The following is a 13446-nucleotide window of genomic DNA, read 5'->3' on the forward strand; positions in this document are numbered from 1 at the left end:
AGGATAACGGATACGGTCAGTTCCTTTCCATGCTTGGATATAAGCTGGAAGAACGTGGAAAATATCTGATAAAAGTAGACAGATATTTTGCATCCAGCAAGATATGCAGTGTATGCGGGCATAAAAAGAAAGAACTGGCATTATCAGAACGGACATACCTGTGCGAATGTGGAAACCGGATGGACCGGGATGTGAATGCAGCGGTCAATATTCTGAAAGAAGGAAAAAGAATATATAAAAAATGTGCATAATAGCACAGAAAAGATCCGTAACCGGATAAAAAAGAACCGCGGGACACGCGGGGATAGCCTGTTTTAGCTTTGCCCTGAAGGGCAATCGAGCAGGAAGCCCCCACTTCAAAATCTGTAAGATTTAAGTGGCGGGAGCATGTCACGAGATTTCTGCTCTTAGAATATGCTGCAAATCTCAAATGGTGTATGCGCTAACTGTTGTCATGCATAAAAATATGTGTTAAAATAACCACCGAAACTGGTTCGAAACCCTCCCAGTATAAAAAACTAGGCAAAGTAAAAAATATTGCGGTCGCTTATGAGTTATCATAAGCGGTCTGTTTGCTGATGCTTTTGTTTATTGAGGGATAAACAAAAGTATTTTTTTTGCTTTGACAGAAAGGAATTAAATGAAAAAAAGAAAAGTAATTATTGATTGTGATCCGGGGATTGATGACAGTCTTGCGATTATGCTTGCACTGAAATCACCGGAGATCGAAGTGATCGGAATCACCATTGTGTGTGGAAATTCACCGGTGGAGATGGGATTTGGAAATGCAAAGAAAATCCTGAAGCAGATGAATCGTCTGGATGTTCCTGTGTACATTGGGGAAAGCACTCCCTTAAGGCGGGATTACGTGAATGCTCTGGATACTCACGGAGAAGACGGGCTTGGAGAGAGCTTTCTGCCTGAAGTAACCGGTTATCAGCAGCAGATCAGTGCTGTGGATTTTCTGGCTGATGTATTGAAAAAAGAGAAAGTATCCATAATCGAACTGGCACCTATGACCAATCTTGCCAGACTGATCCAGAAGGATAAAGAAGCATTTTCCTGTATTGAGGAAATTGTTTCCATGGGCGGCAGCTTTAAAAGTCATGGAAACTGTTCACCTGTTGCAGAATACAATTACTGGTGTGACCCGGACGGCGCTTCCCTGGTGTATGAGACACTCCATCAGAATGGTCAGAAAATCCATATGGTGGGGCTGGATGTGACGAGAAAGATTGTGCTCACGCCTGATCTGCTGGAGTATATGTGCCGTCTGAATAAAGAAACAGGGGAATTTGTAAAGAAGATTACGAAATTTTATTTTGATTTTCATTGGGAATGGGAGCATATCATTGGCTGTGTGATCAATGATCCCCTGGCAGTGGCATATTTTATCAATCCGGAACTCTGCAAAGGCTTTGATTCCTATGTACAGATTGAAACAGAGGGGATTTCTCTTGGACAGTCTGTTGTGGATTCTATGAATTTCTACCGGAAAACTTCAAATACAAGGGTGTTGACTGAGGTAGATGTGTATGGATTCTTTCAGATGTTTCTTTCAAGGATCCTAGATCAGGAACCGGAAGAACTGGATATTTTACAAGATTTAATACGAGGAGATTTAAAATGAAAACTGAAAAAATAAGTGTACAGAAGATCTGTATGATCGCTTTTGCTATTTGCATTAATTTTGTGGGAGGACAGATTGCTTTATTTCTGAAACTTCCTATTTATCTGGACAGTATTGGAACTGTATTTGTGGCTGCTGTTCTGGGACCCTTTTATGGAATGCTTCCTAATCTGCTCAGCGGCCTGCTGATGGGAATGACTGTAGATATTTATTCCCTGTATTATGCACCGGTAGGAATTCTTCTTGGTTTTGTGACAGGTCTTGTGTACAGAAAATTCCAGCCGAAAAAGTGGCAGATATTTCCGGCTGCTCTTGTGATCACACTTCCATCTACTATAATCAGTTCCTGTATTACGGCATTTTTATTTGGAGGAATCACTTCTTCCGGATCCACTGTTCTTGTACAGCTTCTGGCAAAAACACCTCTTGGAATGGTAGGAAGCTGTTTTGTAGTTCAGTTTATCACGGACTACATTGACAGGGTTCTGTGTATTGCAGTAGCAGCAGTTCTTATTACAGCGTTGCGTAAAAGTATGAAGGAGAATTTTGCTTGATGAAAGTCCTGATCACAGGCACAGCATCCGGGATCGGGAAGGGCTGTGCAGAATTTTTCCTGAAAGAAAATCATGAAGTCTATGGATTTGATAAAAATATATCCTCGATCCAACATCCGAAATATACTCATTTCTGTCTGGATATCAGAGACAAAAGCTCTTATCCGGAAATCGGACAGGTAGATATTCTGATCAATAATGCAGGGGTTCAGAATGGCGATGATATTGATGTAAATCTGAAAGGGACGATTTCTGTTACAGAACATTACGGCATTCATCCTAATATTTATTCTGTTATTATGATCGGATCAGCAAGCGGGCATACAGGTTCTGAATTTCCGGAGTATGCAGCAAGTAAAGGAGGGGTCCTTGCTTACACGAAAAACGTGGCTATGAGGATAGCTCCTTATCAGGCCACATGCAACAGTCTGGATTTCGGTGGGGTTATGACTGAACTGAACCGGCCGGTGATGGAGGATGAAAAGCTCTGGGATCAGATCATGGAACTCACACCTCTGAAACGATGGATGTCTGTGGAAGAGGCAGCAGAGTGGATTTACTTTATGGCGGTAAAAAACCGTTTCTGTACAGGCCAGAACATTCTAATTGACGGTCTGGAGGCCGGAAACTGCAATTTTATCTGGCCATAGAGTGGGTCTGAAAAATCATTCCTGCGATCTACTGTTATTTTGTGCCCGAATATGATAAAATGAGAAAATAGTGATAAAGATATTTCAAAGATAGAGAAAGTATTTAACAGGAGGCGCAAAAATTATGGATATCAAAGAACAGATTCATGGATTAACAGAGGAGATGCTTACCAATTTGGGAAGGCTGGTTGCCATTGATTCTCAGCTTGGCACTCCCGCAGAGGGGAAGCCTTTTGGAGAAGGACCTGCCAAAGCACTGGAAGAAGGTCTTAAGATTGCACAGGAGCTTGGATTTAAGACAGTCAATCTGGACAATTACTGTGGTTATGCAGAGATGGGTGAGGGTGATGAGATTGTTGGTATTGCCGGACATCTGGATATTGTACCTGTAGGCGGCGACTGGAGTTATGATCCTTTTAAACTGACACGCGAGGGTGATTATGTTTACGGTCGTGGAACAACAGATGACAAGGGACCTGTTCTGGAAGCTCTTTATGCAATGAAGCTTCTTCGCGATTCAGGTGTGAAGCTGAACAAGAGAGTACGTCTCATTATGGGATGTAATGAGGAAACAGGTTCCAAATGTATGGAACATTATAATGAAGTGGCAGAAGAATTATCCTGCGGCTTTACCCCGGATGCCAGTTTTCCATGTATTCATGGCGAAAAGGGGCTTCTGCGGATGATGGCTTATTCCAAGAACACGAAAATCATCTCTGCAGATGGAGGGTTTGTCTTTAACGCAGTATGCGATTCCTCCACAATAGTTGTTCCTGCCGAAGAAGGACTGAAGGAGAGACTGGAAGCTGTACTTGCAGAGACAAAGCTTCAGGAATATAAGGTAACAGAGGGAAATGGACAGATCAGTATTTATGCAAAGGGAGTTCCGGCACATGCCAGCACTCCGACTCTTGGGGTCAATGCAATAGGTGTTACTTTTGAATGTCTGGAGAAAGCAGGATTTAAGGACGATTTTGTGGAATTCTATAATACACATATCGGCACATCCTGCGATGGTGAAGGCATTGGACTGAAATTTGCAGATGAGTATGGCGAACTTACTCTTTGCAACGGTATGATCAAAACAGAGAATGATGTGATCTCCTGTACAATTGATATCAGAGTACCTGTAACATTGAAAGCAGATGAAGTCCGCAGGATGTGTGAGAGCAGACTTGAGGATGAGAATGGTCGTATAGAGATTCTGGGAATTGGTGATGCCTTATTCTTCCCAAGAGAATCCCCACTGGTAAATGCTTTATACAAAGCTTACACAGATGTAACAGGCGATACAGAGAACAAGCCGATGGTGATCGGCGGTGGAACTTATGCAAAATCTCTTAAGAATATCATTGCATTTGGACCTGAGAAGCCGGGAATTGATTATCGTATCCACAGCGCAGATGAATTTATTCTCGTATCCGGTATGGAAGAGGCAGTTCTGGTTTATATGGAAGCAATTAAGAATCTTCTGGCAATCTGATGAAAAATGATGGAGCAGCTATTAAATGGAGAGCAGAACATGAAGGCAGCAGTATTTTTCCCTGGTATTGGGTATCATTGTGACAAGCCACTTTTATATTATTCACGAAAGCTGGCGCAGGAATGTGGCTATGAAGAAACAATTGCATTAAGCTATACTTATGATGGCGGAAATATCCGGGGAAATGAAGAAAAAATGCAGCAGGCATTCGAAAGCCTTTATGAACAGGCAGAGAAAAGTCTTTCTGCCATTGACTTTGACAAATATGATGAAATATTATTTGTCGCAAAAAGCGTAGGCACGATCATAGCATCCGCATATGCAGAGAAACACAGCATCAGATGTCGGCAGATACTATACACACCATTGAAATACACATATAATTTTGTTCATAGAGATGCCATTGCCTTTATCGGAACTTCAGATCCATGGAGTATTGTTCCTGAAGTACAGGCTCTTTCACAAAAACAGCAGGTGCCAATGTATACTTATAAAAATGCAAACCATTCACTGGAAACAACAGATACACTGGAAAACCTGAAAATTCTCCAGGATGTTATGGGGAAAACCAAGGGATTTTTGGAGCGGAAATAAGAAAAAGCACATAATCATATTGAGTAGATATGGGTGAAGAAGTGTCAAGAAACTATTTCTTGACACTTCTTTTTGCTCCATGCTATACTCAATTAGACAAACTGTTATATGTGAAAGTGGTTTCCATAATGTCTTTTTAGGTGGTGATGTGAATATGAACTTTCAAGATCAGATACAGCAGATTTTTGGAACAACAGATATTCATGAACTGAAGCAGATATCCAGAGATGCCGACAATTACAGATGCTTGAATGCTGATATGAATAACAGCATTATTTCAGAAAAGAAAAAAAATACCGGAAGGAAAAATTCGTTTACAGAAGAACAGCTGGCACATATTTTGGCACTGCAGGACCGGGGAGAAAAAATTACAGATATTGCCAGACAGTATCACGTTTCCCGTCAGACGATTTACAGTCAGATAAAGCGAGCCTATAATTTTTCTGATGATCCGGATGTGAAAATGCGTATGAATTTCATGAATCATGATGATCTGTGTACAACGATAGATATTGATTTCAGGCATGAAAAAATTAAGATTAAAAACTATACAGATCAGATTATTTTCCGGGCATTTGGAGTTGTAACTGATCCGGATTGGGCTGATTTTGAATATTTTCTGGAAGAACGCTGTTTTCCCAGAACACGCGATCACAGGAAAGATATTCTGAGAGAGATGGGGCTTCCATTTTATGATCCGTTATTAATTATTGAAAAAACACAGGGGCGCATGTCAGATGATCATCAATGGATTATGATTCTAAAAAAGGAGGGCTGATCAAAAATGGAAATTCGCAATTTTGATGCATATTCTCCCTTGCATAAGAGCGGTCATACTTCCAAGGGAGATCAGCTCAAATGGAAAATTGATGACAGGTGGTATAAGGCTGATTATATGGGATATGAAGGTTTATCTGAAGTTCTTGTATCTGACCTTTTGCAGAAGAGTACCTGTCCTTTCCCTTTTGTTGAGTATGAAGCAGCTGTAATTGAGTATAATGGGAAAATATTTCAGGGCTGTTCCAGTTTGGATTTTCTGAAAGCAAATCAGGTTCTGATTCCGCTGGAAAAATTGTATCGTCGATATACAGGTGAAAGTCTGGCAGTAAAGCTCTCAGATTTTGCGGATGTTTCAGAACGCATTCAGTACCTGGTAACTCAGGTGGAAGAAATTACTAAAATAGATAATTTTGGAGCGTATCTGACTGCAATGCTGGAAATAGATGCGTTTTTCATGAATGAGGACAGACATACCAACAATATTGCGGTCATTTATAATGAAAAAACACAGAAATATGAACTGAGTCCTTTTTTTGATCAGGGACTTTGTATGTTTGCCGACATAAATCAGGATTATCCTATTGATCAGTCATTGGAATATTGTCTGGAAAAAATTGAGGCGAAGCCATTTAGCTCTGATTTTGATATACAGCTGGATGCAGCAGAAGAACTGTATGGCATTCAGATTGGTTTCCAATTTACCTTTAAAGATATTCAGATATACTTACAGAAGAATTCGGAAAATTATCCCAGGGAAGTAATAAGACGCGTGGAGCAGCTGTTAAGAGGGCAGATGCGTAAATATGGGTATCTGATGAAAAAATGATATTACAGAGAGTGTATGAAGTTACAGGCAGATAAAGGATAAAAAAGTCACTTATCTGCCTTTTCTGGTAAACTTTTTGTAACGGCTGTGAGGCGGAGACTGTCAAATCAGTCAATGATACTATACTGCATCATTTCATAATGTAATCTGCATCCTTCTGTAATCTCAAAGGGCAGAAGTGCCCGTGCTACGAGTTTTAACTCTTCTTCAGGCAGATCTGTTCTGCGAAGATGTGCATAGTCACCGTCAATAGATTCTACGATATAATCACAAACTAACATAAAAATCCTCCACTTTATATTTTGCGTAACGCAATGATCATATCTATAGAATACCACAGAGGAAAAGGGTATCACAAGTGCCTTCAGATTATATAGACATAAAAAGAGGGCAGTGTTATAATTTTTCCTAAAGAAAATGCATATGGGAGGTATCGCAATGTCTAAAGTTGTAAAGCTTTCATCCGTAATGGAAAGGGAAGAAAAATTAAAGGAAATCTATGAAGGTCTGGAAGAGATAAAAGATCAGCTGACAGCACTGATTGATGAGTATGAAGAAGAGGAGACACATACAGGAAAAGCAGATGAACTGATCGAAGCCCTGGATGCTCTTGAGGATGCTTCGGAAACCATAGAGGATGTGCTGGAAAATTAATGAAGGAGAAAGCATATTTTCACCTGCCCGGGCTGTTTGAGTTTTATGAGCTGTACCGGATGTTCCTGCCTTTATTCCGGGAACACAGGGAATATTTTTACGACTGGTGTGAAATTGGCTCCATATATGGTGCTCCGGCAGACTGTATCTGGGGTGGAGGCAGGGCTGGCTTCGGAGAGAATGACCCGGAGGAGGTTCTTGAACTGATGCAGGAATATGGGATTTCTGCCCGACTGACTTTCAGCAATTCCCTGCTTCGCCAGGAGCACCTTTCAGACAGAAAATGCAATGCACTGTGCCGGTTGTTTGAGAGAAACAGAGAACCGCAAAACGGCGTGATCATTTATTCAGAATTGCTCTTGGAATATATTAAGGAGCAGTATCCGGGACTCTATTTTGTTTCCTCCACTACCAAGGTTCTGACAGATTTTACACAGCTTGAGGAAGAAATCAGGAGAAAAGATTTCCATTATGTTGTGCCGGATTTCCGGCTAAACAAGGCTTTTGATAAGTTAAATACATTGTCTCAGGCTGAGAAGGACAAAGTAGAATTTCTCTGCAATGAATGCTGCTGGTTCGGCTGCAGGGACAGAAAAGCCTGCTATGAAACGGTCAGCCGCAAGAATCTGGGTGAAAACTGCCTGGAGCATTACTGCAAGGCACCGGAGAGAGAGAGGGGCTATCTTTTTTCAAAAGCTATAGAGAATCCAGGGTTTATTGGAATCAATGATATCCGGGATATCTATCTGCCAATGGGATTTTCAAATTTTAAAATAGAAGGAAGAGGACTCGGCAGTGCCCTGATACTGGAATTTCTGCTCTATTACATGACCAGACCGGAATACCAGATACATGTCAGAGAAAAAATATATCTGGACAGTATGCTGGATCTGTTTTGAGAGATTTATACCACCGCATTGTGTTACTATATGACAATGCGGTGGTTTTTCTGTCCGAAAAAGTATGTAGATACCTGAACTCGGTTGCCATAGCAGTGAAGTTTTCAAAATTATTCCGGAAACAGTTGACATAGCATATAGGTTCTTATATTATATAGATAACCGATATATAGACAATCTATACAATGGGAGGTGAATACTATGGCTATTGAAAAATCACTGGTTTCCGGGAGTATGACAATGCTTATACTGAAATTGCTGTCAGAAAAGGATATGTATGGATATGAGATGATCGATACCCTGCGACAGAAATCTCAGAACGTGTTTGAACTGAAAGCAGGAACTCTGTATCCGTTACTGCACAGTCTGGAGGATAAGGGATTTCTGACAGTATACGAACAGGAGGCAGCCGGAAAGACCAGAAAGTATTACAGTCTGACTGGACAGGGAAGGGGATTTCTGGAAAAAAAAGTAGAAGAATGGAAAGAGTATTCTGCAGCAGTGACCAACGTGCTTGTAATGGAGGTGTAATCTATGGACGAATATCTGAAAACATTACTGGAACAGATTCGCTGTAAGAAAGCGCGGCCTTATGTAAAACAGGAATTTCAGGATCATATAGAAGATCAGATCGAGGCAAATATGCATGCAGGTATGGATCGTGAACAGGCAGAGAGGGAAGCTGTCCGGGATATGGGAGATCCTGTGGAAACAGGAATCTCTCTTGACAGTGTCCACAGGCCTCAGGTTGCATGGAAACTTCTGGGAATAATCGTTCTTATCAGCATTGCAGGCGTTTTGATACATGCAGGGATTGCCGGAAAAATCAGTGAAAACGCTGCGGCCGGTTCGGACAGATATGTGTTCCATGTTGTGATCGGACTTGCAGTTATGATGATTTTATATCTTCTGGATTACACTGTACTGGCAAGATCTTCGAAAATAATTGCTGTCATTTTACTGTTTTCCTGTTTGGTTACCTTGTTGGGTGGCTATCAGTTAAATGGGGCAAGATGCTTCATTGTACTGCCGGGAGGAAGAGGAATATCCATGCAGACTCTGATGCTGTTTTATGTTCCCATATATGGAGCAATTTTGTATAAATATCATGGATGGGGATATAAGGGCTTGATGAGAGCAATCATATGGATGTTTGCACCGGTTATATTGGTCTATGCCATGCCTGCGCTTATGACAGCTTGTGTGATGTTGGTATCTATGCTGGTTATGCTGACAATCGCAATTCAAAAGAACTGGTTTACTGTGAGAAAAAGGAGAGCCATCTGTGGAATCTGGGCTGGTTTTCTGGCTATGCCTGTGGCAGCTTTTCTGATCAGGTATCTGAGAAGCAGCCTGACAGAATATCAGATTGCACGTATACAGGCCATTTTTTCAGGTGGTGGAGAAGAGGATTATTTCACCGGAATGCTGCATTCATTCTGGCAGCAGAATAAATGGATAGGGAAAAGTGAATCAGATGTAATGGGAAATCTGCCGGCTTTTAATGCGGATTATATTTTGACCTATCTGTCATCTGTATATGGAACAATTGCAGCCGTGCTTTTATGCTGTGTTCTGGCAGTTTTGATTTTCGCAGTTTTTAACACCGCCATGCGACAGAAAAATCAGCTGGGCATGATGATGGGATGCGGATGCGGAATCGTATTTCTTATAAACTTTTCCATAAATATCCTGGAAAATCTGGGTATATTTCCACAATCAGTAACATTTCTTCCCTTTTTATCAGCAGGAGGAAGCTGCATTATAGTTTCCTATGGACTGATGGGGATTGTACTGAGTACATACAGATATAAAAATATCTATCCACGACACTTGAAAATAGGTTTCAAATTCGATAAAACCAAAGCAAAAAAAGCTCTGTATGTCTCAAAAATGTCCATGTGCGTATTGACAGGAGGCACTGTTGCTGTTATGTGCGTTGCCATATATTGGGATTTGTGTAAGGGTTATATGAATATTCCGTTTAAAATCGTAACCATTGTACTGACATTGCTTCTGGTTGGAAATATGAGAAAGATTGTGCAGCACAATGAAATGAACAGATAGAAAATGTAAAAAACTGTATTAAGAAAAATACCGCCATATTGATTGTGATAAGTCAATATGGCGGTATCTTTATCCGTTAACTATTTGGAGTAATTGACTGACGGTATAATTTCCGGAATACTTCATCTGCATTTTTGTCTTTCAGATAAATCGGTTAGGTATTCCCGTATTCGTTAAGTATAGTCCTCATTCGTGCCTTGAAAATGTCTTCGGCTGCTCTTTTTGCTTTTATCATTTGTAAGGATTTCCGCTTGTCCTCCTTTATATGCCTATTTTATCAGAATACACTCCATTTCTCCAGTCAGAAATTGTGAAAAGACAGGTTGATTTTTCGACAGTGTATTATTTACTCTGGAAAAAGAAAATTATTTTTATTAAAACTGCAACTTTACCATTCAAAATCCGTCTTATCTTATGAAGGCAAAATAAAAGAAACGTGAGGTGAAAAAAGTGGAAGATACAGTAATTATCAATCTGTATTTTGACAGATCAGAAAAAGCCATACAGGCGACCGAAGAAAAATATAGCAGGTACTGTTTTAGTATTGCTTGGAATGTTCTGTATGATAAAGAAGACTCCGATGAATGTGTCAATGATACATGGCTAGCCACATGGAACTCCATACCACCCAGAAAACCGGCAATTCTGTCTGCTTTTCTTGGAAAAATAACCCGAAACCTGGCAATTGACTGTTTTCGCAGGAAAAAAGCTGCAAAACGGTCAACAGAGCACATATTAGAATTATGCAAAGAACTGGAAGAGATAGAGGATGTAACAGCATATTCTTTGAATGATGAAATCCAGAGAAAAGAGATTCTGGAAATCCTTGAAAAATTTCTGGAATCCCTGAAAAAAGGTGATTGTGACATTTTTATACGACGCTACTGGTATATGGACAGCATCAGTGAAATTTCAGCCCGGCATGGAATTTCGGAAAGCAGAATCAAATCCAGTCTCTATCGAAGCAGAAAGAAACTATGGGAAAGGGTGAAACATTTATATGGAAAAAGGATTTAAGACATTAGAACTGATTGGTGATCTGGATGATAAATATATTTACGAAGCTTCCAGACCATGGAAAAAACAGCATCGTTTTTTCCATATACAAAGGAGTTGGAAAACAGCAGTCGCCGGGATCATATTGCTTATTATGGTTGGATGCACATTAAGATATCAGGAAGATGTAAAAGCAGCATTACAGAGAGTAACTTCATGGATCGGACAGGCATTGGGAATTAAGAACGGTGATACCGATTCTTATACAAATGTTGTAGGAAAAAGCATTTCAAGAGATGGAATCACCATAACATTAAATGAGATTGTGATGGACAGCAAAAATTTATGGATTGCGTATTACGACAGCGAAGATTCAGACGCAGATATGAAGGATGCGGTGGAAGACAAACTTTTATATACAGAAGTATGCATTAACGGTCAGGAAATTCAGCAGGGCTTAGGCCAAAGAACAGTTAATGCTTTCTCAGAAAATCCAATAACAGTGGAAGATTTCACAATCGGAGAAGAAGTTAACACTGAGGGAACTGTAAACATAGAGTTCAAAGTCTGGCCGATTGCAATGGACGATGCTGATACATGGGAAAATGTTCAGAAAATACAGGCTGATACAGAACCTTATACATTTAAACTTGCGACATCAAAAGAAGAGCTGGAGAAAAACACTGTGGATTTAAATCTGAATCAGAATATTAAAATGGATTCCAATGTCCTGAACCTCACAGAATTCAGATGGAATCCATTCGAAAGTACAATTTACGGAATGTATCATGGAACAGTATATATTGACAGTGATTATTATCTGATTGGAACAGACGATCAGGGAAACAAAATCTGCTATCAGGAAACAGGAAGAAATGGTCAGGAAACTATGTTCCGGCAAACGATAGGTCTATATCCCGGATATGAAGAAATCTCCCCGGAAGCAAACACAATCACATTACAGTTATATGAAGTAAAAAACGACACAGCGCATCAGGTGTCTGAAGAAAAAATGGATAAGGATCCCTCTGATGATATCTACGAAGAATCCACAGTCTATGTATATAATGAGGGAGAAAGCCCCACAGATGACGCAATACCAATAGGAGACAAGTTTACAGTACAGATAAGATGAAAATGAAGAAGACATATTATTTAAACAAAGATGTTCTGCCGACAATCCCGGTACCACATGATTGTATAATTAAAAAAATCCGTATAGAGCACAAATGGCTAATATTTACCTTTGACAATGATACATCTTATTATGATTCTGTCAGAAAACTTAGCCCAAACATCAGGAATTTGATTTTGAAATATCATCTAAGTAATCCAGAAGACTTTTCTGTATATAAGTGTAGTAAAACTTTAAAACGAATCTTAAATAAAGAATGCTATATACGCCAGAATACCAGGAAAATTACAAAATTACCCCGCAAACGTCTGGAATATTTGTACCATAATGTAGGATACTGTTCGATTATAACTAAGTTGCATTCAGATGCTCCTGTTATGATAGATGCAGGGGTTGATTATCTGGTATATGAGTGGATAGAATAGTATGACTAATGAAGTAAAATATATATCTTTGTAGACGTTACATCTTCGAAACGTTATACTATTTCCATAAACTAATCGAGGTGATCCCAAAATGAAAAACAAAATCCTGGTAATCGAAGATGACAGAGCAATTTCCGAATTATTATGTATGAACCTAACCATAGCTGGATACGAAACAGTAGCCGCCTACGACGGAATAGAAGCCCAGCGCCTATTGCTATGGAATGAAGATGCAGACCTTGCAGTTGTCGATATTATGCTTCCCGGCAAAGATGGCTTTGCTCTGATGGAAGATTTCCGCGCAAAGAATCTCCCGGTGATCTACCTTACTGCAAAAGATGACGTAGCATCCAAAGTAAAAGGCCTGAAACTCGGTGCAGAAGATTATATGGTAAAGCCTTTCGAAATGTTGGAACTTCTTGTACGGATTGAAAAAATCCTTGAAAGAACCGGCCGTGCAAAGAGAATTCTCACAATCAAAAATATTCAGGCAGATCTCCAGAGCCATCAGATTCTGAAAGATGGGATTCCCGTAAACCTGAAACCACTGGAATACGATCTCTTTATCCTGCTCTTACAGAACAAAAACATCGCACTTGGAAGAGAAGAACTATTAAAACGTGTCTGGGGCGAAGAATATCTGGGAGAGAGCAGAACTGTAGACGTGCATATCGGCCAGCTCCGCAAGAAACTGGAGTTGTACGATGAAATAAAAACAATCCCAAAACTTGGCTATCGACTGGAGGACTAACC

At 40.1% G+C, this 13446-nt stretch carries 16 protein-coding genes and 1 riboswitch; of the genes, 15 read left to right on the forward strand and 1 reads right to left on the reverse strand.

What is annotated here, in order from left to right; genetic code table 11:
• From LI074_RS09165 to LI074_RS09200, 8 genes are all read left to right on the forward strand, one after another.
• Nucleotides 1-251: zinc ribbon domain-containing protein (locus tag LI074_RS09165; protein ID WP_147348304.1), on the forward strand; the 251-nt coding region annotated here is incomplete at its 5' end.
• 232 nt (nt 252-483) lie between these two features.
• Nucleotides 484-528: riboswitch (PreQ1 riboswitch) on the forward strand.
• A 112-nt stretch (nt 529-640) separates the two neighbouring features.
• Entirely contained in the window at nt 641-1630 is a 990-nt protein-coding gene (locus LI074_RS09170) for a nucleoside hydrolase (protein ID WP_055059817.1), read from the forward strand.
• Complete coding sequence (locus tag LI074_RS09175) at nt 1627-2184, forward strand: ECF transporter S component (protein WP_008706068.1); 558 nt, start codon at nt 1627-1629, stop codon at nt 2182-2184. The genes LI074_RS09170 and LI074_RS09175 overlap by 4 nt, the downstream gene beginning before the upstream one ends.
• Nucleotides 2184-2834, forward strand: coding sequence for an SDR family NAD(P)-dependent oxidoreductase (locus tag LI074_RS09180; protein ID WP_055059818.1), 651 nt, complete (start codon nt 2184-2186; stop codon nt 2832-2834). Before LI074_RS09175 ends, LI074_RS09180 begins: the two co-directional genes overlap by 1 nt.
• A gap of 124 nt (nt 2835-2958) precedes the next feature.
• Entirely contained in the window at nt 2959-4317 is a 1359-nt protein-coding gene (locus tag LI074_RS09185) for a M20 family metallopeptidase (RefSeq protein ID WP_022379883.1), read from the forward strand.
• Between the two features lie 39 nt (nt 4318-4356).
• The gene (locus LI074_RS09190; protein WP_022379882.1) at nt 4357-4911 is read left to right on the forward strand and encodes a hypothetical protein; all 555 of its coding nucleotides are present in this window, start codon (nt 4357-4359) and stop codon (nt 4909-4911) included.
• Between the two features lie 154 nt (nt 4912-5065).
• Nucleotides 5066-5689 carry a helix-turn-helix domain-containing protein gene (locus tag LI074_RS09195; protein ID WP_022379881.1) on the forward strand — a complete coding sequence of 208 codons (624 nt, stop codon included), beginning with the start codon at nt 5066-5068 and terminating at the stop codon, nt 5687-5689.
• Between the two features lie 6 nt (nt 5690-5695).
• A complete protein-coding gene (locus LI074_RS09200) occupies nt 5696-6517 on the forward strand; it encodes a hypothetical protein (RefSeq protein ID WP_022379880.1) in 822 nt (273 codons plus the stop codon).
• 107 nt (nt 6518-6624) lie between these two features.
• Here LI074_RS09200 and LI074_RS09205 read toward each other — a convergent pair whose 3' ends face one another.
• Nucleotides 6625-6798, reverse strand: coding sequence for a hypothetical protein (locus LI074_RS09205; RefSeq protein ID WP_019160770.1), 174 nt, complete (start codon nt 6796-6798; stop codon nt 6625-6627).
• A 157-nt stretch (nt 6799-6955) separates the two neighbouring features.
• Between LI074_RS09205 and LI074_RS09210 the strand changes: the two genes are divergently transcribed.
• The 7 genes from LI074_RS09210 to LI074_RS09240 all read left to right on the forward strand — a co-directional run bounded on the left by LI074_RS09210 (nt 6956) and on the right by LI074_RS09240 (nt 13444).
• Nucleotides 6956-7171 (forward strand): hypothetical protein, encoded by a 216-nt coding sequence (locus LI074_RS09210; RefSeq protein WP_022379879.1) that lies wholly within the window; start codon nt 6956-6958, stop codon nt 7169-7171.
• On the forward strand, nt 7171-8070 hold the full coding sequence (locus LI074_RS09215) for a hypothetical protein (RefSeq protein WP_022379878.1): 900 nt from the start codon (nt 7171-7173) through the stop codon (nt 8068-8070). The genes LI074_RS09210 and LI074_RS09215 overlap by 1 nt, the downstream gene beginning before the upstream one ends.
• Before the next feature lie 201 nt (nt 8071-8271).
• Nucleotides 8272-8601 (forward strand): PadR family transcriptional regulator, encoded by a 330-nt coding sequence (locus LI074_RS09220; protein WP_022379877.1) that lies wholly within the window; start codon nt 8272-8274, stop codon nt 8599-8601.
• 3 nt (nt 8602-8604) lie between these two features.
• Nucleotides 8605-10137 (forward strand): FtsW/RodA/SpoVE family cell cycle protein, encoded by a 1533-nt coding sequence (locus tag LI074_RS09225; protein WP_173698137.1) that lies wholly within the window; start codon nt 8605-8607, stop codon nt 10135-10137.
• Between the two features lie 450 nt (nt 10138-10587).
• A complete protein-coding gene (locus tag LI074_RS09230) occupies nt 10588-11154 on the forward strand; it encodes an RNA polymerase sigma factor (RefSeq protein ID WP_055054333.1) in 567 nt (188 codons plus the stop codon).
• Nucleotides 11138-12268, forward strand: coding sequence for a DUF4179 domain-containing protein (locus LI074_RS09235; RefSeq protein WP_173698138.1), 1131 nt, complete (start codon nt 11138-11140; stop codon nt 12266-12268). Before LI074_RS09230 ends, LI074_RS09235 begins: the two co-directional genes overlap by 17 nt.
• Before the next feature lie 516 nt (nt 12269-12784).
• On the forward strand, nt 12785-13444 hold the full coding sequence (locus tag LI074_RS09240; RefSeq protein ID WP_025581106.1) for a response regulator transcription factor: 660 nt from the start codon (nt 12785-12787) through the stop codon (nt 13442-13444).
• Nucleotides 13445-13446 lie beyond the last annotated feature (2 nt).

Source organism: Blautia sp. MSK18_10 (assembly GCF_020553185.1).
Classification (GTDB): Bacteria; Bacillota; Clostridia; order Lachnospirales; family Lachnospiraceae; genus Blautia_A; species Blautia_A wexlerae.

Bases quoted from the DNA above. Each gene is read 5' to 3' on its own strand.
- LI074_RS09220 (WP_022379877.1), top strand. From the start codon at position 8,272: ATGGCTATTGAAAAATCACTGGTTTCCGGGAGTATGACAATGCTTATA.
- LI074_RS09195 (WP_022379881.1), top strand. From the start codon at position 5,066: ATGAACTTTCAAGATCAGATACAGCAGATTTTTGGAACAACAGATATT.
- LI074_RS09180 (WP_055059818.1), top strand. From the start codon at position 2,184: ATGAAAGTCCTGATCACAGGCACAGCATCCGGGATCGGGAAGGGCTGT.
- LI074_RS09200 (WP_022379880.1), top strand. From the start codon at position 5,696: ATGGAAATTCGCAATTTTGATGCATATTCTCCCTTGCATAAGAGCGGT.
- LI074_RS09205 (WP_019160770.1), bottom strand. From the start codon at position 6,798: ATGTTAGTTTGTGATTATATCGTAGAATCTATTGACGGTGACTATGCA.
- LI074_RS09240 (WP_025581106.1), top strand. From the start codon at position 12,785: ATGAAAAACAAAATCCTGGTAATCGAAGATGACAGAGCAATTTCCGAA.
- LI074_RS09185 (WP_022379883.1), top strand. From the start codon at position 2,959: ATGGATATCAAAGAACAGATTCATGGATTAACAGAGGAGATGCTTACC.
- LI074_RS09235 (WP_173698138.1), top strand. From the start codon at position 11,138: ATGGAAAAAGGATTTAAGACATTAGAACTGATTGGTGATCTGGATGAT.
- LI074_RS09170 (WP_055059817.1), top strand. From the start codon at position 641: ATGAAAAAAAGAAAAGTAATTATTGATTGTGATCCGGGGATTGATGAC.
- LI074_RS09225 (WP_173698137.1), top strand. From the start codon at position 8,605: ATGGACGAATATCTGAAAACATTACTGGAACAGATTCGCTGTAAGAAA.
- LI074_RS09190 (WP_022379882.1), top strand. From the start codon at position 4,357: ATGAAGGCAGCAGTATTTTTCCCTGGTATTGGGTATCATTGTGACAAG.
- LI074_RS09175 (WP_008706068.1), top strand. From the start codon at position 1,627: ATGAAAACTGAAAAAATAAGTGTACAGAAGATCTGTATGATCGCTTTT.
- LI074_RS09210 (WP_022379879.1), top strand. From the start codon at position 6,956: ATGTCTAAAGTTGTAAAGCTTTCATCCGTAATGGAAAGGGAAGAAAAA.
- LI074_RS09215 (WP_022379878.1), top strand. From the start codon at position 7,171: ATGAAGGAGAAAGCATATTTTCACCTGCCCGGGCTGTTTGAGTTTTAT.